16 protein-coding genes and 1 tRNA gene are annotated in these 26,056 nt (G+C 72.3%); 14 read left to right on the top strand and 3 right to left on the bottom strand.

What is annotated here, in order from left to right; translation table 11 throughout:
• Window positions 1-89 precede the first annotated feature (89 nt).
• Both IQ279_RS26590 and IQ279_RS26585 read left to right on the top strand, forming a co-directional pair.
• A complete protein-coding gene (locus tag IQ279_RS26590; protein ID WP_206351874.1) occupies window positions 90-800 on the top strand; it encodes a DegT/DnrJ/EryC1/StrS family aminotransferase in 711 nt (236 codons plus the stop codon).
• Between the two features lie 99 nt (window positions 801-899).
• Window positions 900-972 (top strand) — tRNA-Thr (locus IQ279_RS26585).
• 86 nt (window positions 973-1,058) lie between these two features.
• Here IQ279_RS26585 and IQ279_RS26580 read toward each other — a convergent pair.
• Window positions 1,059-3,707, bottom strand: a complete 2,649-nt coding sequence (locus IQ279_RS26580) for a SpoIIE family protein phosphatase (protein WP_206351876.1) — start codon at window positions 3,705-3,707, stop codon at window positions 1,059-1,061.
• 367 nt (window positions 3,708-4,074) lie between these two features.
• On the opposite strand from IQ279_RS26580, the gene IQ279_RS26575 reads away from it, so the two are divergent.
• From IQ279_RS26575 to IQ279_RS26540, 8 genes are all read left to right on the top strand, one after another.
• Window positions 4,075-9,576 (top strand): HAMP domain-containing protein, encoded by a 5,502-nt coding sequence (locus tag IQ279_RS26575; protein ID WP_206351873.1) that lies wholly within the window; start codon window positions 4,075-4,077, stop codon window positions 9,574-9,576.
• Between the two features lie 244 nt (window positions 9,577-9,820).
• Window positions 9,821-10,495, top strand: a complete 675-nt coding sequence (locus tag IQ279_RS26570) for a response regulator (protein WP_206351875.1) — start codon at window positions 9,821-9,823, stop codon at window positions 10,493-10,495.
• A 147-nt stretch (window positions 10,496-10,642) separates the two neighbouring features.
• Window positions 10,643-13,342, top strand: a complete 2,700-nt coding sequence (locus IQ279_RS26565) for a DNA translocase FtsK (RefSeq protein WP_206351872.1) — start codon at window positions 10,643-10,645, stop codon at window positions 13,340-13,342.
• A 187-nt stretch (window positions 13,343-13,529) separates the two neighbouring features.
• Entirely contained in the window at window positions 13,530-14,336 is an 807-nt protein-coding gene (locus IQ279_RS26560) for a helix-turn-helix domain-containing protein (RefSeq protein WP_206351871.1), read from the top strand.
• 50 nt (window positions 14,337-14,386) lie between these two features.
• Window positions 14,387-15,895: a 30S ribosomal protein S12 methylthiotransferase RimO gene (gene rimO, locus IQ279_RS26555; RefSeq protein ID WP_206351870.1), complete on the top strand. Its 1,509-nt coding sequence runs from the start codon at window positions 14,387-14,389 to the stop codon at window positions 15,893-15,895.
• Window positions 15,892-16,536 carry a CDP-diacylglycerol--glycerol-3-phosphate 3-phosphatidyltransferase gene (gene pgsA, locus IQ279_RS26550; protein WP_206351869.1) on the top strand — a complete coding sequence of 215 codons (645 nt, stop codon included), beginning with the start codon at window positions 15,892-15,894 and terminating at the stop codon, window positions 16,534-16,536. The genes rimO and pgsA overlap by 4 nt, the downstream gene beginning before the upstream one ends.
• Window positions 16,526-17,125 carry a CinA family protein gene (locus tag IQ279_RS26545; RefSeq protein ID WP_206351868.1) on the top strand — a complete coding sequence of 200 codons (600 nt, stop codon included), beginning with the start codon at window positions 16,526-16,528 and terminating at the stop codon, window positions 17,123-17,125. The genes pgsA and IQ279_RS26545 overlap by 11 nt, the downstream gene beginning before the upstream one ends.
• A 94-nt stretch (window positions 17,126-17,219) precedes the next feature.
• Window positions 17,220-17,603, top strand: coding sequence for a helix-turn-helix domain-containing protein (locus IQ279_RS26540; RefSeq protein ID WP_093663381.1), 384 nt, complete (start codon window positions 17,220-17,222; stop codon window positions 17,601-17,603).
• Between the two features lie 159 nt (window positions 17,604-17,762).
• Here the strand turns inward: IQ279_RS26540 and IQ279_RS26535 are convergent, their stop codons facing one another.
• Window positions 17,763-18,566, bottom strand: coding sequence for an Fpg/Nei family DNA glycosylase (locus IQ279_RS26535; protein ID WP_206351867.1), 804 nt, complete (start codon window positions 18,564-18,566; stop codon window positions 17,763-17,765).
• Window positions 18,567-18,686: 120 nt separating this feature from the next.
• Complete coding sequence (locus tag IQ279_RS26530) at window positions 18,687-23,462, bottom strand: Lhr family ATP-dependent helicase (RefSeq protein ID WP_206351866.1); 4,776 nt, start codon at window positions 23,460-23,462, stop codon at window positions 18,687-18,689.
• A gap of 113 nt (window positions 23,463-23,575) precedes the next feature.
• On the opposite strand from IQ279_RS26530, the gene IQ279_RS26525 reads away from it, so the two are divergent.
• From IQ279_RS26525 to IQ279_RS26510, 4 genes are all read left to right on the top strand, one after another.
• On the top strand, window positions 23,576-24,427 hold the full coding sequence (locus IQ279_RS26525) for an AraC family transcriptional regulator (RefSeq protein WP_372445245.1): 852 nt from the start codon (window positions 23,576-23,578) through the stop codon (window positions 24,425-24,427).
• 126 nt (window positions 24,428-24,553) lie between these two features.
• Window positions 24,554-25,228 carry an AzlC family ABC transporter permease gene (locus IQ279_RS26520; RefSeq protein ID WP_307792553.1) on the top strand — a complete coding sequence of 225 codons (675 nt, stop codon included), beginning with the start codon at window positions 24,554-24,556 and terminating at the stop codon, window positions 25,226-25,228.
• Window positions 25,225-25,542: an AzlD domain-containing protein gene (locus tag IQ279_RS26515; RefSeq protein ID WP_206351863.1), complete on the top strand. Its 318-nt coding sequence runs from the start codon at window positions 25,225-25,227 to the stop codon at window positions 25,540-25,542. The genes IQ279_RS26520 and IQ279_RS26515 overlap by 4 nt, the downstream gene beginning before the upstream one ends.
• Window positions 25,543-25,612: 70 nt before the next feature.
• Entirely contained in the window at window positions 25,613-25,807 is a 195-nt protein-coding gene (locus IQ279_RS26510) for a DUF3046 domain-containing protein (RefSeq protein ID WP_206351862.1), read from the top strand.
• Window positions 25,808-26,056: the final 249 nt, after the last annotated feature.

Genomic DNA, 26,056 nt, shown 5'->3' with positions numbered 1-26,056 from the left:
GGCCGTGGTCCCCGGATTTAATTCCGGGGACCACGGCCTTTCTGTGTTGTGTAACCGTAAGTTCACATGGCGCCGCCAGCATCTCGGTCATGGGGACGACGACGCTGAGCGGCACGCTGCGAGCCAGGCTCGACAAGCAGGGCATAGGTACCGGGGACGAGGTGATCGTGCCTGCGTACTGCGACAGCGAGGTGGCGGCGGCCGTACGGGTGACCGGTGCTCTGCCCGTATTCGCCGACATCGAGCCCGGAAGTCTCTGCATCGACCCCGCCTCCGTCGCCGCGGTGCTGAACGAGCGGACCGCCGCGGTGGTCCCCGTACACCTCTTCGGGCACCCCGCCGACATGGTCTGTCTGCACGCCCTGGCGCAGAGCCATGGAATGAAGGTGGTCGAGCCCGGAGAGCCGGCTGTCTTCTCCTCGATGGAAACCGCTCGGCGCAGGCAGCACGCCGAGTTCCTGAACGCGAGGCTGACCGGTGTGGTCGTCCCGAGCGCCGCGCCTGGAACGCGTCACACCTACGAGCAGTACGTGGTGCGGGTGCCGGGGAACGGGCGGCCCGACAGGGATGTCTTCAAGCAGGCTCTGCGGGCCCGCGGGGTGCGGTGCCACGTGCCGGTGAGGACGCCTGTGCACCGTCTGCGGGAGTTCCGAGCGGATGTCCGGCTGCCCGAGACGGAGCGGGCGGTGGGGGAGTGCCTGGCGCTGCCGCTGGAGTCGTCGATGACCCGCCGCGAGTTGCAGCGGATCGTCTCGGCCTGCAACGCGCTGGGTGGTCTGCTGATGGAACCGGCCTGCTGAACGGCGGAAGGCGAGCGAGGCACGGGGCCCGGAGAGAGCCGGACGGGCCGGATGGTCAAAGCCGCCCCGTGATTCAGGTATGATCTATCCCGCTGGCTCGCCCCAATAGCTCAGTCGGCAGAGCGTCTCCATGGTAAGGAGAAGGTCTACGGTTCGATTCCGTATTGGGGCTCTGGAGGAAGGGAGGAGGCCCCCGCCTCAAGGCGGGGGCCTCCTCCCTTCCGTTGTTTCGGTGTGCGCTCCACGGGGCGCGCACCGTCACTCGGGAACGCGCATCGCGAGGATCGCCATGTCGTCGGAAGGGGCGTCGGCGGCGAAACGCTCCACCGCGCGCATGATGCGCGCGGCCACCGCGCCCGCCGTCAGACCCGTGCATGTCGTGAGGACGTCGGCCAGGCCGTCGTCGCCGAGCATGCGGTCGCCCTCACGGCGCTCGGTGACGCCGTCGGTGACGCACAGCAGGACATCGCCCGGATCGAGGGTGACGGTCTCCTCGTACAGCTCCAGATCGTCCATCACACCCAGCAGCGGCTGAGGCTCCGCGGCCGGCTCGACGGTGCCGTCCTGACGCAGGCGGAGTGGAAGAGGGTGGCCCGCGCAGACGACCTTGAGGACGGCGCCGCCCTCGGGCTGAGGCCACAGCTCGCCGTAGAGCAGGGTCAGGAACCGGCTGCGGGCGCCCTCGTCGAGGATCGCGGCGTTGAGCCGCTCCAGGACGGCCGGGCCTCCGAAGCCCTCACGGGCCAGCAGGCGCAGCGCGTGCCGGGCCAGCCCGGTGACGGCCGCGGCCTCGGGACCGGTGCCGCAGACGTCTCCGATGGCGAAGCCGTAGGCGCCGTCGCGGATGGGGAAGAGGTCGTAGAAGTCGCCGCCGACCTCGTTGCCCTCGCCCGCGGCGCGGTAGATGACCTCGACCTCGACGCCGGGGACATCGGGGAGCTCGGGAGGCAGCAGACTGCGCTGGAGGGACTGGCTGATGGCCGTGCGCTCGCTGTAGAGCCGGGCGTTGTCCAGGGCGAGGGCGGCCCGGCGGGAGAGGTCCTCGGCCAGTTCCAGGATCTCCTGGCGGAAGCGCTCCTCGGTCGGCTTGCCCAGGGTGAGCATGCCGATGACGCGGTTGCGGGCCACCAGCGGCAGCACCACCGTCTCCCCGCCGACCGTGGCGGCGGTGGCGAGGGTGGTGCCGGCGACGTTGGAGGAGATGGAGGCGGGGAGGCGGTCGAGGGAGAGGCCGCTCTGGTCCAGGCCCAGGCTGCGCAGGGAGGTGCGCAGCGCGGCGGAGTGCGCCGCGTCGCCCGGGGCGGTCCACACCCGTGCGCCGGGGGTGGGTACCGGATCGGGCGGGGGGACCTTGGACAGAAGGGCCTTGAGGCCGTCGATGCGGTCCTCGTCCTCGTGCAGGACGTAGGAGAGCTCGGGCTCGGAGGACTGGTCGGCGATGGTGTAGACGGCGCACCAGGTGGCGAGGGTGGGGACCGTCATCTGGGCCATCAGGGCGAGTGTCTGGTCACGGTCGAGGGTGCCGGCGAGCAGGTCGGACGCCTCCACGAGGAAGGACAGCGAGCCGCGGCGCAGCCGCTCCAGCTCGGTCAGGCGCGCGGACTCCACCGCGAGCGCGATCCGGTCGGCGGCGAACTGCAGCCGCAGGGCCTCCTCGTTGGTGTAGCGGCCCGGGCCCTCGGCCGAGACGCCCAGGGAGCCGGTCAGCCGCCCCTCGACCTTCAGTGGGACGGTGACGACCGAGCGCATCCCCGTCCCCTCCAGGAGGGGGACCGCACCGGGGACCGCGGAGAGGTCCTCGTGGACCGAGGGCATCCGGGCCGAGCCGTAGCGGCCGCTGCCCGCCTCGACGGGAACGCGGGCGAAGCGCTGACGGGCGGAGGGCAGACCGGTGGTGGCGCGGACCTCCAGCTCGGTCTCGTCGTCCGTGGCCAGCAGAAGGAAGGCGGCATCGCCGTCGAGCATGTCGCGGGCGCGTTCGACGGTGCGCTGGAGGAGGCCGTCGAGGTCGTCCGGAGGAGGGGAGCCGATGAATGTCTCGAAGGGGTCGGCGCCGGCCCGGTCGCGGCTCTCCGGGGCGCCGGTGGAGTCGGACGCCGCACCGCGCGCGGGGGACTGCAGCACCGCGCGCTCGTGGTCGCGCACCAGCAGGCAGACGGTGGACGGCTCACCGTCGGCGTCGCGTACGCGCAGGTGGGAGGCGTAGACCGGGACGGTGCGGCCGTCCGAATCGCGGATGCCGTACGAGCCCTCCCAGCGGGAGAGGGTCAGGGCCTCGGCGATTCCGGTGCCGATGCCGGGGGTGTGGGGCCAGGCGGCGAGGTCGGTCAGCGGCTTGCCGGTGACCTGCTCGGCGGTGTAGCCGAACAGCTCGTGGGCGTCGTCGTTCCAGGCGGAGACCGCACCGGAGCGGTCGACCTGCAGGACGGCGACACGGACCCGGGTGTCGGTGGCGGGCAGGGCGCTGTCAGGGAGGGCGGGACCGGCGCTGCGGGTGCCGACCGGGCGCTCGGGAAGCTCCAGGCGGAACCAGACGCGCTTGTCGACGGCGGTGTACTCCACGCCCCAGCGGTCGGCGAGCGAGGCGCACAGCAGCAGGCCGCGGCCGCCCTCGCGGTCGGGGTCGCCGAAGTGGTGGCCCAGGTCCTGGACGGGCAGCCCGCGGTCGGGGTAGTGGTCGGCGACCTCCACGCGCACGCCTGCGTCGCCGTCGCGCAGGCACAGGACATCGGCGGCGGTGCCGGCGTGGACGACGGCGTTGGTGACCAGCTCGCTGGTGAGGACGACGGCATCGTCGACGATGTCGGCCAGGCCCCAGCCCTGGAGGGTGTCGCGTACGAAGGCGCGGGCACTCGCGACCGAGCGTCCGACCGGCTCGAAGGTGGCCGCTGCTCGCGCCGTGATCACTGTTCTCCCCATGGATCTGTCGTCGCCGTCCGTACGCGCGGGCGGCAGGGGGCCCCGCTGGGCGCCCACCGCCGCGGCCAGCCGCTGCCCGGCACTCGCCTCGTCCACCGCAGCGCCCCTTCGAATACCCGTCGTGACCACGTGTCCTTCGCACCCGGCGGGCCGGAGTGGATGGACAGCCGGATGCCAGGTTACTTACGTTCGCAGTACCGGCGGGCCCCGGATACGGGTGTTTCCCCCTTGAGGCGTTCAGTCGGTGGTGTGCGATGCTGCCGAACTGTTATCGCCTGGTTCCAGCATGGTGAAACACTGGGAAGGCTCGAAGTGAATGCCCGGGCGGAACGTTCGACCCAGCGGGAGGGACACGGTGCAGTCTGGCGGAGCGGCGCGAGGCGCCAGCACGCGCACGAGGAGCGGACGGTCTCGGGCGAACGGGGTGATCGAGGTGGAGGCGGCCGCGGTCAACCGGTTGCTGACCGCCCTGGAGGCGATGCGGGACGGGAACTTCCGCAAGCGCCTCACCGTCGCCGGCGACGGCCCGATGGCCGAGATCGCCGCGGTCTTCAACGAGGTCGCCGACCGCAACCTTCATCTGACCAGCGAGCTGGCACGGGTGCGCAGGGTGGTCGGGAAGGACGGCAAGCTGACCGAGCGCCTGGAGACGGGAGCCTGCGAGGGAGCCTGGGCCACGGCCATCGACGCGTCGAACGCGCTGGTGGACGATCTGGTGCGGCCCGTCTCCGAGGTCGGCCGGGTGCTGTCGGCGGTGGCCGAGGGAGACCTGGAACAGCGGATGGACCTGCGGGTCCAGGGGCCGGGCGGGGCGACGCATCCGCTGCGGGGCGAGTTCCTGAAGGTGGGGCGCACCGTCAACGGGCTGGTCGACCAGCTCTCGACGTTCACCGACGAGGTGACGCGCGTAGCCAGCGAGGTCGGTACGGAGGGGAAGCTGGGCGGCCAGGCGCGGGTGCGCGGTATGTCCGGCTCCTGGAAGGACCTGACCGACTCCGTCAACACGATGGCGTCCCGGCTGACCGCCCAGGTCCGCGACATCGCGCTGGTGACCACCGCGGTCGCCAAGGGCGATCTGTCGCGCAAGGTCACCGTGCACGTGGCCGGCGAGATGCTGGAGCTGAAGAACACCGTCAACACGATGGTCGACCAGCTCTCCGCCTTCCAGTCCGAGGTGACGCGCGTCGCCCGCGAGGTGGGCACCGAGGGCCAGCTCGGAGGCCAGGCGCGGGTGCCGGGCGCCGGCGGTGTGTGGAAGGACCTGACCGACTCCGTCAACACGATGGCGGGCAACCTCACCTCCCAGGTGCGTGAGATCGCACGGGTGACCACCGCGGTCGCCAACGGAGACCTGTCGCAGAAGGTGACGGTGAACGCGCGCGGCGAGGTGGCGCAGCTCGCCGACACCATCAACACGATGACCGAGACGCTGCGGACGTTCGCCGACGAGGTGACGCGCGCGGCCAGCGAGGTCGGCACCGAGGGCGTCCTGGGTGGTCAGGCGCAGGTGCCGGGTGCGGCGGGGACGTGGAAGGACCTCACGGACTCGGTGAACACGGCCTTCCGCAACCTCACGGCCCAGGTGCGGGACATCGCGCAGGTGACGACGGCGGTCGCCAACGGCGATCTGTCGCAGAAGGTCACGGTGGACGTCTCCGGCGAGATGCTGGAGCTGAAGAACACCGTCAACACCATGGTGGACCAGCTCTCCGCCTTCGGTTCCGAGGTCACCCGGGTCGCCCGGGAGGTCGGTGTCGAGGGCGAGCTGGGCGGTCAGGCGCAGGTGCCGGGTGCGGCGGGGACGTGGAAGGACCTCACCGACTCGGTGAACACCGCCTTCCGCAACCTCACCGGCCAGGTCCGCAACATCGCGCAGGTGACGACGGCGGTCGCCAACGGCGATCTGTCGCAGAAGGTCACGGTGGACGTCTCCGGCGAGATGCTCCAGCTAAAGAACACCGTCAACACCATGGTCGACCAGCTGTCGTCGTTCGCCGAGCAGGTGACCCGGATGGCCCGGGACGTGGGCACCGAGGGACGTCTGGGCGGTCAGGCGCGGGTCGACGGCGTCTCGGGCACCTGGAAGGACCTCACCGACTCCGTCAACTTCATGGCGGGCAACCTCACCTCCCAGGTGCGCAACATCGCCCAGGTGACGACGGCGGTGGCGCGGGGCGACCTGTCGCAGAAGATCGAGGTCGACGCGCGCGGCGAGATCCTGGAGCTGAAGAACACCATCAACACGATGGTCGACCAGCTGTCCGCCTTCGCCGACCAGGTCACCCGGGTGGCCCGCGAGGTAGGCACCGAGGGACGCCTGGGCGGCCAGGCGCAGGTGCCGGGCGTGGCCGGGGTATGGCGCGACCTGACCGACTCGGTCAACGGAATGGCGGGCAACCTCACGGCTCAGGTGCGCAACATCGCCCAGGTCGCGACGGCGGTGGCGCGCGGTGACCTGTCGCAGAAGATCGACGTGGACGCGCGCGGCGAGATCCTGGAGCTGAAGAACACCCTCAACACGATGGTCGACCAGCTCTCCTCCTTCGCCGAGCAGGTCACGCGGGTGGCGCGCGAGGTGGGCACGGAGGGCATCCTGGGCGGCCAGGCCGAGGTCGAGGGGGTCTCGGGCACCTGGAAGGACCTCACCCAGTCCGTCAACGGCATGGCGAACAACCTCACCTCCCAGGTGCGCAACATCGCCGAGGTCACCACCGCGGTCGCGCGGGGCGACCTGTCCAAGAAGATCACCGTCGACGCCAAGGGGGAGATCCTCGCCCTGGTGACGACCGTGAACACGATGGTGGACCAGTTGTCCTCCTTCGCCGAGCAGGTCACGCGGGTGGCGCGCGAGGTGGGCACCGAGGGCATCCTGGGCGGCCAGGCCCATGTGCCGGGGGTCACCGGCATCTGGAAGGACCTGAGCGAGAACGTCAACCTGATGGCGTCCAACCTGACGGGGCAGGTGCGCAACATCTCCCAGGTCGCCACCGCGGTCGCCAACGGCGACCTGACCAAGAAGGTCACCGTGGAGGCCAGTGGCGAGGTCGCCCAGCTCGCGGACACCGTCAACACCATGGTGACGACCCTGTCGTCGTTCGCCGACGAGGTGACGCGGGTGGCGCGCGAGGTGGGCACCGAGGGGAGCCTGGGCGGCCAGGCCCATGTGCCAGGGGTGTCGGGCACCTGGAAGGACCTGACGGAGTCCGTGAACTCCATGGCCTCCAACCTCACCGGCCAGGTCCGCAACATCGCGATGGTCACCACCGCGATCGCCAAGGGCGATCTCACCAAGAAGATCGACATCGACGCGCGCGGCGAGATCCTGGCGCTGAAGACCACCATCAACACGATGGTCGACCAGCTGTCCTCGTTCGCCGAGCAGGTCACGCGGGTCGCCCGCGAGGTGGGCACCGAGGGCCAGCTGGGCGGTCAGGCGCGGGTCGACGGCGTCTCGGGCACCTGGAAGGACCTCACCGAGTCGGTGAACGAGATGGCGGGCAATCTGACCCGTCAGGTGCGCGCCATCGCGGCGGTCGCCGCCGCGGTGACCCGCGGCGACCACAACGTGAAGATCGACGTGGACGCCGCGGGCGAGATCCTGGCACTGCAGGACAACGTCAACACCATGATCGCCACACTGCGCGAGACCACGCTCGCCAACCAGGAGCAGGACTGGCTCAAGGGAAACCTCGCCCGCATCTCCGGTCTGATGCAGGGACGCCGCGACCTGGAGGACGTGGCACGGCTGATCATGAGCGAGCTGACCCCGGTGGTCTCCGCCCAGCACGGCGCCTTCTTCGTCGCGGCCCCGACCGGCGGCGGCCCGGAGCTCGGGGTGGGGGCGAGCGAGGACGGCTCGTACGAGCTGCGGATGATCGGCACCTACGGCTACTCCCCGGGCACCATGCCCACCACCTTCCTGCCCGGCGAGTCCCTGGTGGGCATCGCGGCCGACGAGAAGCGCACGATCCTCGTCGAGCACACGCCGCCCGGCTATCTGAAGATCGCCTCCGGGCTCGGCGAGGCGCCGCCCGCCCAGGTGATCGTGCTGCCGCTGCTCTTCGAGGGCAGGGTGCTCGGCGTCATCGAACTGGCCACCTTCCAGCCCTTCACCCAGATCCAGAAGGACTTCCTGAGCCAGATCGCCGAGATGATCGCCACGAGCGTCAACACCATCAGCGTCAACACCAAGACCGAGGTGCTCCTGCGGCAGTCGCAGGAGCTGGCCGAGCAGCTCCAGGAGCGCTCGGTGGAGCTGGAGAGCAGGCAGCGTGCCCTGCAGGCCTCGAACGAGGAGCTGGAGGAGAAGGCCGAGCTGCTGGCCAAGACCAACCGCGACATCGAGATCAAGAACTCCGAGATCGAGGACGCCCGGCAGGTCCTGGAGGAGCGTGCCGAGCAGCTGGCGGTCTCGATGCGCTACAAGTCCGAGTTCCTGGCGAACATGTCGCACGAGCTGCGCACTCCGCTCAACTCGCTGCTGATCCTCGCCAAGCTGCTGGCCGACAACGCCGAGGGGAACCTCTCGCCCAAGCAGGTGGAGTTCGCCGAGACGATCCACGGCGCCGGTTCCGACCTGCTCCAGCTGATCAACGACATCCTGGACCTGTCCAAGGTCGAGGCCGGCAAGATGGACGTCAGCCCGACCCGTATCGCGCTGGTGCAGCTCGTGGACTACGTGGAGGCGACCTTCCGGCCGCTCACCGCGGAGAAGGGGCTCGACTTCTCCGTGCGGGTCTCGCCGGAGCTGCCCCCCACCCTCCACACCGACGAGCAGCGCCTGCTGCAGGTGCTGCGCAACCTGCTGTCGAACGCGGTGAAGTTCACCGACAGCGGCGCGGTGGAGCTGGTGATCCGGTCGGCCGGGTCGGACGTGCCGGAGTCGATCCGCGAGCAGATGCTGGAGCACGGCTCGCTGCGCGACGCCGACTCCGATCTGATCGCCTTCTCGGTGACCGACACCGGCATCGGGATCGCGCAGAGCAAGATGCGTGTGATCTTCGAGGCCTTCAAGCAGGCGGACGGCACGACCAGCCGCAAGTACGGCGGTACCGGGCTGGGACTGTCCATCAGCCGGGAGATCGCGCGGCTGCTCGGCGGTGAGATCCACGCGGTCAGCGAGCCGGGCCGCGGCTCGACGTTCACCCTCTACCTGCCCCTGACGACCAGCGACCTGCCGCCCCAGGGCCACCCGCAGCCGGGCGAGGGCTCCGCGGAGGCCGCGCCCGCGGCCGGGGACGGGGCCTCCTCCGCCGGGTCGGGTGTGCCCGTCGCGTACGGCGACGGGGGGGAGCCGGTCCGGGAGGCGGGCGGAAGCCTGGACGTACCCGCCGCCGAGCGCGCCGCGGCGGCCCTCGCGTCCCGCCGCCGCCAGCTGCCCCCCATGCCGCGGAAACGGCCCGTACCGCAGGAGGCCGGGAGCGGCACGGAGGCGTGGCATGAGACCGTCCAGAGGGCGGGGGAGCGCCCGCGGGGCGCCTTCGACGGCGAGAAGGTGCTCATCGTCGACGACGACATCCGCAACGTCTTCGCGCTCACCAGCGTGCTGGAACAGAACGGCCTGCAGGTGCTCTACGCCGAGAACGGGCGCGAGGGCATCGAGGTGCTGGAGCAGCACGACGACGTGGCGGTCGTCCTGATGGACATCATGATGCCGGAGATGGACGGTTACGCCACGACCGCGGCGATCCGGCGGATGCCGCAGTTCGCCGGGCTGCCGATCATCGCGCTGACGGCGAAGGCGATGAAGGGCGACCGGGAGAAGAGCATCGAGTCCGGGGCGTCCGACTACGTCACCAAACCGGTGGACACCGATCATCTGCTGTCCGTCATGACGCGGTGGATGCGCGGGGAGTGATGTGCGATGGTTCCGTGGTCGGCGGCGTGCCGATGAAGTGTGACGCATTAGGTGTGGAAATGCTGCAATCGGGGAACCTTCGGGTCTCTCACAGCGTTTCAAGTACGTGCACAGTGACATCTCGGTGACAGGGTGTGGTGGGCCGCGAGGTGGGGCTACCATGACCGGCACAGGAACGGGCGGCGCAAAGGAGTCGTTGCCGGTGGCAGCGTCCAGAGCGCTGCCGGGGCGAGGAGGACGGGCCATGGTGCAGAAGGCCAAGATCCTCCTGGTCGATGACCGACCGGAGAATCTGCTGGCGCTGGAGGCCATCCTCTCCGCGCTGGACCAGACGCTGGTGCGGGCATCGTCAGGGGAGGAGGCGCTCAAGGCGCTGCTCACGGACGACTTCGCGGTCATCCTGCTGGACGTGCAGATGCCGGGCATGGACGGTTTCGAGACCGCCGCCCACATCAAGCGGCGGGAGCGTACCCGGGACATCCCGATCATCTTCCTCACGGCCATCAACCACGGTCCGCACCACACCTTCCGCGGCTACGCGGCCGGCGCTGTGGACTACATCTCCAAGCCGTTCGACCCGTGGGTGCTGCGTGCGAAGGTGTCGGTCTTCGTCGACCTGTACATGAAGAACGTTCAGCTGCGTGAGCAGGCCGCCCTGCTGCGGCTGCAGTTGGACGGCCGGGGCTCCGGCGAGGACGGCGACAAGGCGGCGGAGCCCTCGGGTCTGCTGGCCGAACTCTCCGCGCGGCTGGCGGCGGTGGAGGAGCAGGCCGAGGCGCTCTCCAAACACCTGGACGAATCCCCGGACACCGCGGCCGTCGCCACGGCCGCCCATCTGGAGCGCAAGCTCACCGGTCTGCGGCGGGCGCTGGACGCCCTGGAGCCGGGCAACGACGGCCGGTCGGCCTCGCTTCCGTAGCAGAACTGATTCGCCGCCAGGCGAGCGGGCGCTTCCGGCGAGGCGTCATCCCGCCGGGTCCGGTGTGCCGCGGGGCGGGCGCGCCCCGTCCCGCCGACCGCACGGGCGTCCGTGTCCCGAGGGGCTCTCGCGGGTAATCTCGGCACCATGGCCTCACGTACGTCCGGCAAGGCTGCCAAGAAGGCGCCCGCCAAGAAGGCTCCCGCCAGGAAGGCCCCGGCACCGAGGCCTGCCGCGCCCAGGAAGGCGGCGGCCGGAAAAGCGGCGAGGAAAACGGCGGCGAAGGCTCCGCCCAGACCCGCGCCGTCTCCCACCAACGCGATCTTCCGGCTGGTCAGGGCCGTCTGGCTCGGCGTCGCGCATACCGTCGGGGCGCTGCTGCGCGGCATAGGCCGCGGGGCCAGGGGGCTGGATCCGGCGCATCGCAAGGACGGGGTGGCGCTGCTGCTGCTGGGCATCGCCCTGGTGATCGCGGCCGGCACCTGGTCCAACCTGCAGGGGCCGGTGGGCGAACTGGTCGAGATGCTGGTGACCGGGGCCTTCGGCCGTATGGACCTGGTGGCGCCGGTGCTGCTGGGCGCCGTCGCGGTGCGGCTGATGAGGCACCCGGAGAAGCCGGAGGCGAACGGACGCATCGTCATCGGACTGTCCGCCCTGGCCGTCGGTGTACTGGGACTGGTGCACATCGCCTGCGGTTCGCCGGGGCGGGGCGAGGGCCACGAGGCGGTACGGGACGCGGGCGGCATGATCGGCTGGGCGGTCTCCCAGCCGCTGGTCCTCACCGTCAGCGCGGCCCTGGCCGTACCGCTGCTGCTGCTGGTGACCGTCTTCGGGTTGCTCGTCGTCACCGCCACCCCCGTCAACGCCGTTCCCCAGCGGCTGCGCCAACTGGGCGTGCGGCTGGGGCTGGTGGCGGAGGACGCCGGTCCCGGCGGGCCGGAGGGCTACGCCGACCGCGACGCGTACGGCGAGGAGGAACCCCGGCCGCGGCGGGCGAGGCTGCGCAAGGACGGCGACGACGCGTTCCGGGCCGAGAAGGAGGCGCTGGACGGCCGGCGCCGCGCCCGCCGGGCCCCGCGCACCCCGGACGGCTCTCCCGGCGCGGTGGACGTGGCCGCCGCCGCAGCGGCCCAGCTGGAGGACGCCGTCCTGCACGGCGTACAGCCCTCGCCGCTGGTCGCGGACCTCACCAGCTCGGTCCGCGACCAGCGGGACGGCCGGGGTGAGCGGCAGAGCCAGGAACAAGGGCGGGAGCAGGAGAGCACGCAGGAGACGGGGCGAACCGCCTCCGTGCCGGACCTGACCAAGGCGCCGGCCGAGCCGCCCGCCGGCACCCTGCCGCCGCGCGCCGAGCAACTGCAGCTCGCCGGGGACGTCACCTACGCGCTGCCCTCGCTCGACCTGCTGGAGCGCGGCGGGCCGGGCCGTACCCGCAGCGCGGCCAACGACGCGGTCGTGGAGTCGCTGACGACCGTCTTCTCCGAGTTCAAGGTGGACGCCGTCGTCACCGGCTTCACCCGCGGCCCGACGGTCACGCGCTACGAGGTGGAGCTGGGCCCGGCGGTGAAGGTCGAGAAGATCACCGCACTGGCCAAGAACATCGCCTACGCCGTCGCCAGCCCGGACGTGCGGATCATCAGTCCGATCCCGGGCAAGTCGGCGGTCGGCATCGAGATCCCCAACACCGACCGCGAGATGGTCAACCTCGGCGACGTGCTCCGGCTGGCGGAGGCCGCCGGCGACGACCACCCGCTGCTGGTCGGGCTCGGCAAGGACGTCGAGGGCGGCTACGTCACGGCCAACCTGGCGAAGATGCCGCACATCCTGGTGGCGGGCGCGACCGGCTCCGGGAAGTCGTCCTGCATCAACTGCCTGATCACCTCGGTGATGATCCGCTCCACCCCGGAGGACGTCCGGATGGTGCTGGTGGACCCCAAGCGGGTGGAGCTGACCGCCTACGAGGGCGTCCCGCACCTGATCACCCCGATCATCACCAACCCCAAGAAGGCCGCCGAGGCGCTGCAGTGGGTCGTGCGCGAGATGGACCTGCGCTACGACGACCTGGCCGCCTACGGCTTCCGCCACATCGACGACTTCAACGCCGCGGTGCGCGCGGGGAAGGTGAAGGCGGCCGAGGGCAGCGAGCGGGAACTCGCCCCCTACCCGTACCTGCTGGTCATCGTGGACGAGCTGGCCGACCTGATGATGGTGGCGCCGCGCGACGTGGAGGACGCGATCGTGCGGATCACCCAGCTCGCGCGGGCGGCGGGCATCCATCTGGTGCTGGCCACCCAACGCCCCTCCGTCGACGTCGTCACCGGTCTGATCAAGGCGAACGTGCCCTCGCGCCTGGCCTTCGCCACCTCCTCGCTCGCCGACAGCCGGGTCATCCTCGACCAGGCGGGCGCCGAGAAGCTGATCGGCAAGGGCGACGGGCTGTTCCTGCCGATGGGGGCGGGCAAGCCCACCCGTATGCAGGGCGCCTTCGTGACGGAGGAGGAGGTCGGGGCCGTCGTGGCGCACTGCAGGAAGCAGATGACCCCGGTCTTCCGCGACGACGTCACGGCCGGGCAGAGCAGGAAGAAGGAGATCGACGAGGAGATCGGCGACGATCTGGACCTGCTGTGCCAGGCGGCCGAACTGGTGGTCAACACGCAGTTCGGGTCCACCTCGATGCTCCAGCGCAAGCTGCGTGTGGGGTTCGCCAAGGCGGGCAGGCTGATGGACCTGATGGAGTCGCGCGGGGTGGTCGGCCCCAGCGAGGGCTCCAAGGCGCGGGACGTCCTGGTCAAACCCGACGAGCTGGATGACGTGCTCGCGATGATCCGAGGGGAAACTCACTCGTAGGGATGAGCTGGGCAACCCTTTCCCCTGGCAAGACGTCAACGTGAAGGAGGGTGCGGCCGGTGTTCACCAACGGGCGGAACGGCCATCCCTATGGCGGACAGGCTCCCTCCGCCCGCTTGCCCCACCCTTCCGTACCCCCTCTAGACTGAACATCCAGCAGGTGGCTACACGCTCGAAAGGCGCCCCCGTGTCCATCGGCAACTCTCCCCCAGAAGACCGGCCTTCGGTCGGTCAGGCGATCCAGAAAGCCCGTATCGACGCGCGACTGACGGTGGACGAGGTCAGTGCGACCACCCGTGTGCGCGTCCCGATCGTGCACGCCATCGAACAGGACGACTTCTCCAGGTGCGGAGGCGACGTCTACGCCCGCGGTCATGTCCGCACCCTCGCCAAGGCCGTCGGTCTCGATCCGGACGAGCTGGTGGCGCAGTACGACGCCGAGCACGGCGGCCGTCCGGCGCCCACCCCCGCGGCCGCCCTCTTCGAGGCCGAGCGCATCCGGCCCGAGCCGAGCCGTCCGAACTGGACCGCCGCCATGGTCGCCGCGATCGTGGCCGTGGTCGGCTTCGTCGGCTTCACCCTCTTCAGCGGCGACGAGTCGGCGCGCACCCCGGTGGCCGGGGGTGGCCCGTCGCCGGATCCCGCCGGCGAGCCGGATCCGGCCAAGCCCGCCGGTCCCGAGCCCGATCCGGAACCGTCCGTCTCCGAGAGCGCCATCGCCGCCGCGCCCGCCGACAAGGTGACGATCAAGCTGGTGGCCGAGGACGGCAAGAGCTGGTTCTCCGCCGAGGCCCACAACGGGCGGCTGCTGGAGGAAGGCGTCCTGCAGGACGGCGACTCCAGGACCTTCACCGACGACAAGCGGATCGATCTGGTGCTCGGCAACGCCGGCGCGGTCACCCTCTTCGTCAACGGCAAGGAGGTCGACAAGGTCGGCGAGGTCGGCCAGGTGCAGCGCGTCAGCTACACCAAGGGAGATCCGGAACAGGGGTGACACAACCCTGGCGGCGGGCGGGCCGGGTGGGACGAAGTAGTCTTGAGCCCATGCCCGAACGCCGTACCGTCGCCCTCGTCACCCTTGGATGCGCCCGCAACGAGGTGGACTCGGAGGAGCTCGCAGGTCGTCTGGCGGCGGACGGCTGGGAGCTCGTCGAGGAAGCCGCCGACGCCGACGTCGCCGTTGTCAACACCTGCGGCTTCGTCGAGGCCGCCAAGAAGGACTCCGTAGACGCCCTGCTGGAGGCCAACGACCTCAAGGACCACGGCCGCACCCAGGCCGTGGTCGCCGTCGGCTGCATGGCCGAGCGCTACGGCAAGGAACTGGCCGAGGCGCTGCCGGAGGCCGACGGGGTGCTCGGCTTCGACGACTACACCGACATCTCCGACCGCCTTCAGACCATCCTCTCCGGCGGTGCCCACGTCCCCCACGTCCCCAGGGACCGCCGCAAGCTTCTGCCCGTCAGCCCGGCGCAGCGGCAGGGCGCCGCCGTCGCGCTGCCCGGCCACGGGGACGCCGCCTCGGCCGCCTCGGCCCCCGCCGACCTGCCCGACGGGGTGGCCCCTGCCTCGGGCCCGCGGGCGCCGCTGCGCAGGCGGCTGGACAGCAGCCCGGTCGCCTCGGTGAAACTGGCCTCCGGCTGCGACCGCCGGTGCTCGTTCTGCGCCATCCCCTCCTTCCGCGGGGCCTTCGTCTCCCGGCGTCCCTCGGACGTGCTGGGCGAGACCCGCTGGCTGGCGGAGCAGGGGGTGAAGGAGATCATGCTGGTCTCCGAGAACAACACCTCCTACGGCAAGGACCTCGGCGACATCCGTCTGCTGGAGACGCTGCTGCCGGAACTGGCCGCGGTGGACGGCATCGAGCGGATCCGGGTGAGTTATCTGCAGCCCGCCGAGATGCGGCCCGGACTGATCGACGTCCTGACCGGGACGGAGAAGGTCGCACCCTACTTCGACCTCTCCTTCCAGCACTCCGCTCCGGGTGTGCTGCGCGCCATGCGGCGCTTCGGCGACACCGACCGCTTCCTCGAACTGCTGGACACCATCCGCACCAGGGCGCCGCGGGCGGGCGTCCGCTCCAACTTCATCGTCGGCTTCCCCGGCGAGAGCGAGGCGGACCTCGCGGAACTGGAACGCTTTCTCGTCGCGGCCAGGCTGGATGCGATCGGAGTCTTCGGGTACTCGGACGAGGAAGGTACCGAAGCGGCGACCTACGAGCACAAGACCGACCCCGAGAAGGTGGCCGAGCGGCTGGACCACATCTCGCGGCTCGCCGAGGAGCTGACCGCGCAGCGCGCGGAGGAGCGCGTCGGGGAGACCGTACGGGTACTGGTCGAGTCGGTGGACGGCGAGGACGGCCCGGTCGGGCGCGGGGCACACCAGGCCCCCGAGACCGACGGGCAGACGCTCCTGGCCGGCCTCACCGGCTCCTCGCAGCTCTCCGTGGGACAGATGGTCGAAGCGAAGGTGGTGGCGACCGAGGGTGTGGACCTCGTTGCCGAGCCGCCCCCGGACGACGTCCGGGGGTGCTCCGAGAGTGAGGAGGCGGGGGCATGACGGACATCCCGGCCTCAGCAGCGGGTGGTGGAGCCATGGCGCAGCGGAAGGCCACCGCGGTCCGCGCGGTGAGCCTGTGGAACATCGCGAACATCCTCACCATGGTGAGGCTGCTCCTGGTGCCGGCCTTCGTGTTCCTGATGCTCGCCGACGGAGGGCACGATCCCGTCTGGCGCTCCTTCGCCTGGGCGGCCTTCTCCATCGCGATGATCACCGACCTCTTCGACGGCGAGCTGGCGCGGCGGTACGACCTGGTCACCGACTTCGGCAAGATCGCGGACCCGATCGCGGACAAGGCGATCATGGGCGCGGCGCTGATCTGCCTGTCGGCGCTCTCCGACCTGCCCTGGTGGGTCACGGGGGTGATCCTGTTCAGGGAGATCGGCATCACCCTGATGCGCTTCTGGGTGATCCGGCACGGCGTCATCCCGGCCAGCCGGGGCGGGAAGATGAAGACGCTCGCCCAGGGCGTCGCCGTGGGCATGTACATCCTGGTCCTGACCGGGCCGCTCGCCACGCTGCGCTGGTGGGTGATGGCCGCGGCCGTGGTGCTGACGGTCGGCACCGGGCTGGACTACGTACGGCAGGCGCTGGTCCTGCGGCGGGCAGGTCTGGCGGGGGAGCGCGCCGATGAGCGGTGAGCGGGAGACCGATCCCGGACCCGGTCCCGACGGCGGCACCGACGAGACCAGGCAGGTCACCGCGCAGGCGCTGAAGCTGCTGGCGGACCGCGGCCAGACCGTCGCCGCGGCCGAGTCGCTGACCGGAGGGCTGGTCGCGGCCGAGCTGACCGCCGCCCCCGGCGCCTCGGCGACCGTGCGCGGCTCGGTGACCGCCTACGCCACCGAGGTCAAGCACGAGGTCCTCGGCGTGGACGAGGGGCTGCTGCGGGAGCGGGGCGCGGTCGACGCGGAGGTGGCCCGGCAGATGGCGGCCGGGGTCAGACGCGTACTGGGCACGGACTGGGGCGTGGCGACCACCGGGGTGGCCGGCCCCGAGCCGCAGGACGGCAAACCGGTGGGCCTGGTCTACGTGGCGGTCGCCGGACCGGAGGGGAGCGGTGGGGGCACCCGTCCCGTGGCGCTGCGACTGGACCTGGACGGCGACCGCGCGGAGATCCGTGACGGAAGCGTACGAGCCGTCATCCAGCTGCTTCTGAGCGAACTCATGGAAAATGCGCCGACAAAGGATACGGAACACAGTGGGGGGAATGGATGTTTGCAGCCCTGAGTGAACACAGCATCGCCCCCCGCACGGCCGCGGCCCAAGGCGGTACGGTGGGGCAAGAAGGATCCGGGTCAGCGGTCCTAGGAGGGAGCCACCGATGATTCTGCTCCGTCGCCTGCTGGGTGACGTGCTGCGTCGGCAGCGCCAGCGCCAGGGCCGTACCCTGCGCGAAGTCTCCTCGTCCGCCCGGGTGTCGCTCGGCTACCTCTCCGAGGTCGAGCGGGGGCAGAAGGAGGCCTCCTCCGAACTGCTCGCCTCGATCTGCGAGGCGCTGGACGTGCGGATGTCCGAGCTGATGCGGGAGGTCAGCGACGAGCTGGCGCTCGCGGAGCTGGCGCAGTCCGCGGCGAGCGACACGGTCCCCGCGCCGATGCGCCGTCCCGTTCTCAACCCGGTGACCGTGACGTCCGTCACGGAGCGGTCGGGGGAGCGGGTGACCATCAAGGCGCCGACGGAGGCCGTGGACGTCGTCGCCGCCTGAGCCGTGCGGTAACGGGCGTACTCTGCAAGGGAGCCACCACGGGCCCGGCCCGGACACGGGAGACGTGTCCGGGCCGGGCCCGTCGCGTCGCCGGGCAGAGCCGCGGCGCCGTGCGTCGCCGGACCGCTTTCCGGGCGCCTCTCCCGGCGGAGCCGTCTTTCAGGCAGGCGGGGGAGGCGGTCCCGTCTGACAGCCGGGACACCAGTACGCCACGCGCTGGGTGGTGGAGGGCCCGGGCACCCAGGTGCGGACGGTCGTACCGCAGCGCGGGCACGGTCTGCCCGCACGGCCGTACACCCACAGGTTCCGGCCGGCGCGCACGTCGCCGGTGGTGACGCGGAGCGTGCGGTCCTTGTTGACCTCCAGCAGCTTCTTGGCCAGGGCCGTCAGGCGTTCGGGGGAAGGGAGTTCACCGACCGGCAGCCAGGGTGTCGCCCTTACCAGGAAGCAGAGTTCCGCCGCGTAGACGTTGCCGATCCCGGCCAGATTGCGCTGGTCCAGCAACGCCTCGGCGACGGGGCGGGCGGGATCCGCCAGCAGGCGGCTCAGCGCCTTCGCCTCGTCCCAGCCGGGGCCCAGAAGGTCCGGGCCCAGATGGCCGACGGCCCTGTCCTCGCCGGCGGTGCGCAGCAACTCCAGAACGGGGAGGCGATACCCCACGGCCGAGTGGGCTTCGGTGGCGAGGACGGCGCGGATCTGGTGGCCCGGGCCGCCGCTCCACCGCCGGCCCGGATCGTAGACGCGCCAGGCGCCGTCCATCCGCAGATGGGAGTGGAGCGTCAGACCTCCCTCGAAGCGGGTGAGCAGGTGCTTGCCGCGCGCGACGGTCTCCAGCGCCTCGCGCCCGGCGAGGTCGACGGTGGCGAGCTTGGGCACACGCAGGTCGCAGCGGACGAGGGGCGCTTTGGACAGCGCCCGGTGCAGCTGCCGGGCGGTGCGCCAGACGGTGTCTCCCTCGGGCACCGGGCCGTCCTTCCCTGTCCGTCGCTTTCGGCTTCCGCTTTCCGAACGCTTCCCGCCCCAGCCGTCCCCACGCGTCTCGCGGCTTTTCGTGCCGGCCGTCGGCTGCCGGTCGGCGGGCCGTCATGCGCGCAGCCGCAGCCCGCGCGGGGTGGCGTGGAAGCCCGCGGTCTCCAGGGCCGATCCGACGGGGGAGGTCAGGGCCGGGGAGCCGTTGACACGCTCCACGGTTAGGGTGCCCAGCATTCCGCGTCGCGCGGCCCCGGCCAGCGCCTCGACCGCGGCGTTCAGTGACGGCCCCTCGGCCTGCCAGGCCAGCAGCGTCCTGCCGCCGCGCTCGAGGTAGAGGACGAGCTCGCCGTCGACCAGCACCACCAGGGAGCCGGCCTTGCGGCCCGGCTTGTGCGACGCGGTCGTCCTGCTCCGGCCCGGTCCGCCGTCCTGCGAGGGGGCCACCGTCGGCGGATCGGGCCAGGGAAGGGCGGCGCCATAGGCGTTGGCGGGGTCGGCGGCCGCGAGCACGGCGGCGCGCGGGCGGGAGCCCTCGGGCTTCTCCCGGGCCGTGCTGATCGCGCGGAGCCGGTCCACCGCTCCGTCCACGGCGAACTGGGCGGCGCCCAGGCCCTCCACCACGTAGCCGCGGCGTGCCTGGCCACTCTCCTCGAAGACCGACAGCACGCGGTAGGCGGCCGAGAAGCCGCCCTCGACCCCCTCGGCGGCGACCGCGCCCCGGGTGACCACGCCGTGCCGGTCCAGCAGGGTGCGGGCCAGGGCATGGGCCCGGTGGGTGGGGTCGGTCTCCCGGTCGGGCAGCAGCGACCAGCGGCCGGCGACCGTCGGGGCACCGCTGCGGGAGGCGGTGGGGCGGCGGGGCGCACCGGTCGGCGTGGTGGGTGACAGGGAGGCGAGGGAGCCGTACCGGCCACGGGGGGTGCTCCGTCTGGCGCGGTGCGCCGTGGCCCCCGCGGTGCGGCCGGAACCGAGCAGTGCGCGCAGCGGGGCCAGGGTGTCGCCCGTGAGCCGCCCGGACCAGGCCAGGTCCCATACGACCTCGGCCAGCTCGGCGTCGGACGCCTCACGTCCCTCGGCGCGCACCCGGTCGGCGATCTGCCGGAAGAAAAGGCCGTACCCGCCCGAGAGGGCCTCCAGGACCGCCCGGTGGAGAGGGGTGAACTCCAGGGGGAGGGCGTCGGGCAGCAGCAGCGGGGCGGCGTCGGCCAGGTGGACGCGGACCCAGCCGTCCTTGCCCGGCAGCGCGCCCGCGCCCGCCCAGAGCACCTCCCCGGCTGCGGTCAGCTCGTCCAGCATCGCCGGATGGTAGTCGGCCACCCGGGAGGGCAGGACCAGCCTCTCCAGGGCGGAGGCGGGCACGGGAGCGCCCTGGAGCTGTTCGACGGCGCGCAGCAGTCCGTCGATCCCGCGCAGCCCTCCGGCCCCGGTCCCCAGATGCTGCCACTGGGGCAGGAACGCGGCGAGCGAGGCGGGCGGCACCGGTTCCAGCTCCTGACGCAGTGCGGCCAGGGAGCGGCGGCGCAGCCGCCGCAGCACGCCTGTGTCACACCACTCCTGCTCGACCCCCGAGGGATGGAACTCGCCCTGTACCACCCGGCCGGCCGCCGCCAGCCGGTGCAGCGCGCCGTCGGCGACCGCGGTGCCCAGGCCGAACCGTCCGGCGGCCCGCGCGGTGGTGAACGGGCCGTGGGTGCGGGCGTACCGGGCCAGCAGGTCGCCCAGCGGATCGGCCACGGGCTCGGTGAAGGCCTCGGGCACGCCGACGGGCAGCGCCGTGCCCAGCGCGTCGCGCAGCCGCCCGGCGTCCTCGATCGCCACCCAGTGCTCCCGGCCCGCGACACGGACGCGGATGGCGCGGCGGGCGTGCTCCAGCTCCCGCGCCCACTGCGGTTCGGCGCCCCGCTCGGCCAGCTCCTCCTCGGTGAGCGGGCCCAGCAGGCGCAGTACGTCGGCGACGCCCTCGGCGTCCTTGACCCGGGGGACCACGCCGGCCCCGCCGCCGTCGGAGCCCTCGCCGGGGAGCCACTGCAGCTCGCGCTCCAGCTCGGCCAGCGCCTCCGGGTCGAGCAGCTCGCGCAGCTCGGCCCGGCCCAGCAGCTCGGCCAGCAGCCGGGAGTCCAGCGACAGCGCGGCGGCACGGCGCTCGGCCAGCGGGGAGTCGCCCTCGTACAGGTACTGGGCGACGTATCCGAACAGCAGGGAGCGGGCGAACGGGGACGGCTCGGGTGTGGTGACCTCCACCAGGCGCACCCGGCGCGACTCGACATCGCCCATCAGCTCGGCCAGTCCGGGTACGTCGAAGACGTCCTGAAGACACTCGCGCACCGCCTCCAGGACGATCGGGAACGACCCGAACTCGCTCGCCACCTGCAACAGTTGGGCGGCCCGCTGGCGCTGCTGCCACAGCGGGGTGCGCCGGCCGGGGTCGCGGCGGGGCAGCAGCAGGGCGCGGGCGGCGCACTCGCGGAAGCGGGAGGCGAACAGGGCCGATCCGCCGACCTGGTCGGTGACCGTCCGCTCCACCTCGTCCCGGTCGAACAGGACGTCGGTGGCGCCGACGGGTGGCTGGTCGGGGTCGCGGTCCGGGGTGTCCGCGGGCTCCGGGACCGGGGCCGTGCCGAAGTCCGCGCCGAAATCCTCGCCGAGGCCGAAGCCCATCAGGTCCGTGTCGGGCAGCCGCAGCACGATGCCGTCATCGGCGTGCATCACCTGCGCGTCCATGCCGAACCGCTCCTCCAGCCGCGCTCCCAGCGCCAGCGCCCAGGGCGCGTGCACCTGGGCGCCGAAGGGGGAGTGGATCACGATCCGCCAGTCGCCCAGCTCGTCGCGGAAGCGCTCCACCACGATCGTGCGGTCGTCGGGGACGTGCCCGCAGGCCTGCCGCTGCTCGTCCAGGTAGGCCAGGACGTTGTCCACGGCCCACTCGTCCAGCCCGGCCGCCGCCAGCCGCTCCCGGGCGGCCTCCGGGGCCGCCCCGCCGATCTCGCGCAGGAACGCCCCCAGCGCGCGGCCCAGCTCCAGCGGGCGGCCGAGCTGGTCGCCCTTCCAGAACGGCAGCCGCCCGGGGACGCCGGGGGCGGGGGTGACCAGGACGCGGTCGCGGGTGATGTCCTCGATGCGCCAGCTGGTCGTGCCGAGGGTGAACACATCGCCCACCCGCGACTCGTAGACCATCTCCTCGTCCAGCTCTCCGACGCGACCGCCGCCCTTCTTCGGGTCGGAGCCGGCGAGGAAGACGCCGAACAGCCCGCGGTCGGGGATCGTCCCGCCGGAGGTGACCGCCAGCCGCTGCGCCCCGGGGCGCCCGGCGACGGTGTGGGCGACGCGGTCCCACACCAGGCGGGGACGGAGCTCGGCGAAGGCGTCGGACGGGTAGCGCCCGGCGAGCATGTCCAGCACGGCGGTGTACGCCGACTCCGGCAGTGAGGCGAAGGGCGCGGCGCGCCGTACGACCGCGAGCAGCTCGTCGACGTCCCAGGTGTCCACCGCGGCCATGGCGACGATCTGCTGCGCCAGCACGTCCAGCGGGTTGGAGGGGGTGCGCAGGGCCTCGATGGCGCCCTCGCGCATCCGCTCGGTGACCACCGCGGACTGCACCAAATCGCCCCGGTACTTGGGGAAGACCACCCCGGCCGAGACCGCGCCCACCTGGTGCCCGGCGCGGCCCACCCGCTGCAGCCCGGAGGCGACCGAGGGTGGGGACTCCACCTGGACCACGAGGTCCACCGCGCCCATGTCGATGCCCAGCTCCAGGCTGGAGGTGGCCACCACCGCAGGCAGGCGGCCCGCCTTCAGGTCCTCCTCGACCTGGGAGCGCTGCTCCTTGGAGACCGAGCCGTGGTGGGCGCGGGCCAGCACCGGCGGAGCGCCCCCCGAGGCTCCCGACCCCCCCATCAGTTCCGCGGGCGAGTGGCCCTCGGGGACGGGCTCGCCGGTGGCCCGCTCGTAGGCGATCTCATTGAGCCGGTTGCACAGCCGCTCGGCCAGGCGCCGGGAGTTGGCGAAGACGATGGTGGAGCGGTGGGCCTGGACGAGGTCGGCGATCCGCTCCTCCACCGACGGCCAGATGGAGGGCCGGTCCCCCTGACCGCCGGGCCCCTCGCCGCCCGCGTCCCGCACCGGCGAGCCGCCCAGCTCGCCCATGTCCGGCACGGGCACCACGACCGACAGGTCGAACTCCTTGCCCGAGGGCGGCTGCACCACGTGCGCGCCGCGCCGGGGCGAGAGGAAACGCGCCACCTCGTCCACCGGCCGCACCGTCGCCGACAGCCCGATGCGGCGGGCCGGGCGGTCCAGCAGCTCGTCCAGGCGCTCCAGGGAGAGCGCCAGATGGGCGCCGCGCTTCGTCCCGGCCACGGCGTGGACCTCGTCCAGGATCACCGTCTCCACTGCGCGCAGGGCCTCGCGGGCGGCGGAGGTGAGCATCAGGAACAGCGACTCGGGGGTGGTGATCAGGATGTCCGGCGGACGCCGGACCAGCGCGCGGCGCTCGGTGGCCGGGGTGTCGCCGGAGCGGACCCCGACGCGGATGTCCGGCTCGGGAAGCCCGAGCCGGACCGACTCCTGGCGGATGCCCGTCAGCGGGCTGCGCAGATTGCGCTCGACGTCCACCGCCAGGGCCTTCAGCGGTGAGACGTACAGCACACGGCAGCGGCGGACCGGATCGGCGGGAGGCGGCGTGGCGGCCAGCCGGTCCAGGGAGGCGAGGAAGGCGGCCAGCGTCTTCCCGGAGCCGGTCGGCGCGACGACCAGGACGTCGCGTTCCTCGGCGATCGCCCGCCAGGCGCCCTCCTGGGCGGCGGTGGGGGCCTGGAACGCCCCCGTGAACCACGAGCGGGTCGCGGGGGAGAAGGCGTCGAGAGCCGGTGACCGGTCCATGGCCTCCATCGTGCACCCCCTCACTGACATCCCCGCGGCATCTCCGCGCCGGCGGTCCGGGCGCCGACCCCGTGACCGGATCCCCGGCGGGGGCCTCGCGCGGGCCCCGCACAATGGAGGACATGGGCACGGAGGAGTGGGCACGGCACTGGCGGTACGACCGGCTGCCGGACACGGACCTGCTGCGCGCCCGCTACATAAGGCACACCTTCCCCCAGCACGCCCACGACGGCTACGTGCTCGCGGCCGTCACCGGTGGCGTCGAGGAGGTCGGGCTGCCGCAGGGGGTGGAGCGGGCCGGCGCGGGGTCCGTCGTCATGATCAACCCGGAAGTGGCGCACACCGCGCGCGCCGGGGTCCCCGAGGGCTGGGCGTACGCCACGCTCTACCCCTCCTCCCGCACGATCGCGGCCATCGCCGCGGAGACGACGGCCGTCCGGGGCACCCCGGGGTTCGCCGAGCCCGTCGTGCACGATCCGGAGGCCGCGCGCCTGATCACCGAGGTGCACCGGGCCGCGGAGCAGGGCAACGCCCTGGCCGCCGACACCCTGCTGCGGGTGGTCGTCACCAGGCTGCTGCGCCGTAACGGCGCCGCGCTTCCCACGCGTACGGCCCGCACGGCGGGTGCGTGGAAGGCGGCGCGCGCCCGCGAGATCCTCCTGGAACGGATGGCCGACCCGCCCACGCTGGAGGTGCTCGCCGCAGAGCTGGGGACGAGCCCGTTCTCGCTGCTGCGGGCCTTCCGCGAGCGGTACGGAATGCCGCCGCACGCCTGGCTGACCAGCGCCCGGGTCCGCCGCGCCCGCCGGCTGCTGGAGGAAGGGGTGCCGCCCGCCGAGGCGGCCGTCGCCGCGGGCTTCACCGACCAGCCGCACCTGGGACGGCACTTCCGCCGGATCGTCGGCGTGCCGCCGGGCGCCTACCAGCGCGAACGCGCAAGAACGTACAAGACCGGGCAGGAGGGCCGCGCCTAGCATCGCGCCGTGCCCGAGAGGAACCAGACCACCCAGAGCGCCCTTCCCGCCGGGGTCCGCCCGGCCGGGGAGGGCACGCCCCCCACGGCATCGCCCGCCGCCGACCGCGGCGGGGACGACAGGGCCGTGATCCGCGACGCCCTCGGCGTCGGCGTCGCCGTGGGCCTGTCCGGACTCGCCTTCGGGGTCACCTCCGCCGGAGCCGGGCTGAGCCTCGCGCAGACCTGCGCGCTCAGCCTGCTGGTCTTCACCGGCTCCTCGCAGTTCGCCCTGGTCGGAGCGCTCGCCGCGGGCGGCGGCCCGCTCACCGCCGCGGCCGGCGCCTTCTTCCTCGGCACCCGCAACGCCTTCTACGGACTGCGGCTGTCCTCGCTGCTGCGACTGCCGCGCGCGGTGCGGCCGGCGGCCGCACACCTGGTCATCGACGAGACATCCCTGGTCGCCCTTGCCCAGCGGGACCGGCGCGCGGCGCGGATCGGGTTCACCGTCACCGGCATCACCCTCTACCTGCTGTGGAATCTCACCACGCTGCTCGGCGCGCTGGGCGCCGCAGCCCTCGGCGACACCGCCGCATGGGGGCTGGACGCGGCGGGTCCGGCCGTCTTCCTGGCGCTGCTGGCGCCCATGCTGCGCACGGTCGCCGAGCGTGCCACGGCCGGGCTCGCGGTGCTGCTGGGGCTGGGTCTCCTGCCGGTTCTCCCGGCCGGGGTCCCGGTGCTGGTGGCGGCGCTCGCCGCGCCGCTGGTACTGCTGGTGCGGGGGCTGCGGGCCAAGGGGCCGGACGGAGGGGAGGGGCGATGAGCACGGCGGGCGTGTGGATCGCGATCGGGGCGACGGCCGTCGGCTGCTACCTCGTCAAGCTGCTCGGACTGTTGGTGCCGGCCGGCGCGCTGGAGCGTCCGCTGGTGCGGAGGCTGGCGGCCCTGCTGCCCGTGGCGCTGCTGGCGGCGCTCACCGCGCAGCAGACCTTCGGTGGCGAGGGCGGCGCACTGGTGGCCGACGCGCGCGCGGGAGGTCTCGCGGCCGCGGCGGTCGCTCTGGTGCTGCGTGCGCCCTTCCTGGTGGTGGTCGCCGCCGCAGTCCTGGTCACCGCGGGGCTGCGGGCCCTGGGATAGGCCTGCCCTCCGCCCGGCTCCTCTCCGTCCGCCCGGCTGAGGAGGAGCCGGGCGGACGGATACTGGGCGCATGCGTTTGACGGTCTTCTGGGAGCGGATGGCGGCCCACTTCGGTGAGGCGTACGCCGACTCCTTCGCACGCGATCACGTGATGTCCGAGCTGGGCGGCCGGACGGTCCACGAGGCACTGGAGGCGGGGTGGGGGGCGAAGGATGTCTGGCGCGCGGTCTGCGCGGCCGTGGACGTGCCCGCCGAGCTGAGGTGAGTCCCGGGGAGGGCGCACAGTTCCTCACGGCCGATCAGTTGAAGCGCCCCTGAGCTGCTGGTTTCCAGGTCCTCCCCGGTTTTCCACAGGGGTGTGGGGCAACTTGACACAAAAATCGAACAGCCATTCTTATGGAGAGGCCGGGCTGCTGGGGACGGCGTCCGGGCCGATTGTCAGTGGCAGGCGCTAGCGTCTTCTGATGTGAAGCGATCGACTCAAGCGAACCGGGTGGCACCCATGGCAGGAAAC

Source organism: Streptomyces verrucosisporus (genome assembly GCF_017114865.1).
In the GTDB taxonomy this organism is placed as follows: domain Bacteria; phylum Actinomycetota; class Actinomycetes; order Streptomycetales; family Streptomycetaceae; genus Streptomyces; species Streptomyces fenghuangensis.
The sequence above is the reverse complement of the archived record's forward strand: the minus strand, read 5'-3'. Positions and strand labels throughout refer to the sequence as shown.

Bases quoted from the DNA above. Each gene is read 5' to 3' on its own strand.
- IQ279_RS26515 (WP_206351863.1), top strand. From the start codon at position 25,225: ATGAGCACGGCGGGCGTGTGGATCGCGATCGGGGCGACGGCCGTCGGC.
- pgsA (WP_206351869.1), top strand. From the start codon at position 15,892: ATGACGGACATCCCGGCCTCAGCAGCGGGTGGTGGAGCCATGGCGCAG.
- IQ279_RS26590 (WP_206351874.1), top strand. From the start codon at position 90: ATGGGGACGACGACGCTGAGCGGCACGCTGCGAGCCAGGCTCGACAAG.
- IQ279_RS26540 (WP_093663381.1), top strand. From the start codon at position 17,220: ATGATTCTGCTCCGTCGCCTGCTGGGTGACGTGCTGCGTCGGCAGCGC.
- IQ279_RS26570 (WP_206351875.1), top strand. From the start codon at position 9,821: ATGGTGCAGAAGGCCAAGATCCTCCTGGTCGATGACCGACCGGAGAAT.
- IQ279_RS26565 (WP_206351872.1), top strand. From the start codon at position 10,643: ATGGCCTCACGTACGTCCGGCAAGGCTGCCAAGAAGGCGCCCGCCAAG.
- IQ279_RS26510 (WP_206351862.1), top strand. From the start codon at position 25,613: ATGCGTTTGACGGTCTTCTGGGAGCGGATGGCGGCCCACTTCGGTGAG.
- rimO (WP_206351870.1), top strand. From the start codon at position 14,387: ATGCCCGAACGCCGTACCGTCGCCCTCGTCACCCTTGGATGCGCCCGC.
- IQ279_RS26545 (WP_206351868.1), top strand. From the start codon at position 16,526: ATGAGCGGTGAGCGGGAGACCGATCCCGGACCCGGTCCCGACGGCGGC.
- IQ279_RS26530 (WP_206351866.1), bottom strand. From the start codon at position 23,462: ATGGAGGCCATGGACCGGTCACCGGCTCTCGACGCCTTCTCCCCCGCG.
- IQ279_RS26525 (WP_372445245.1), top strand. From the start codon at position 23,576: ATGGGCACGGAGGAGTGGGCACGGCACTGGCGGTACGACCGGCTGCCG.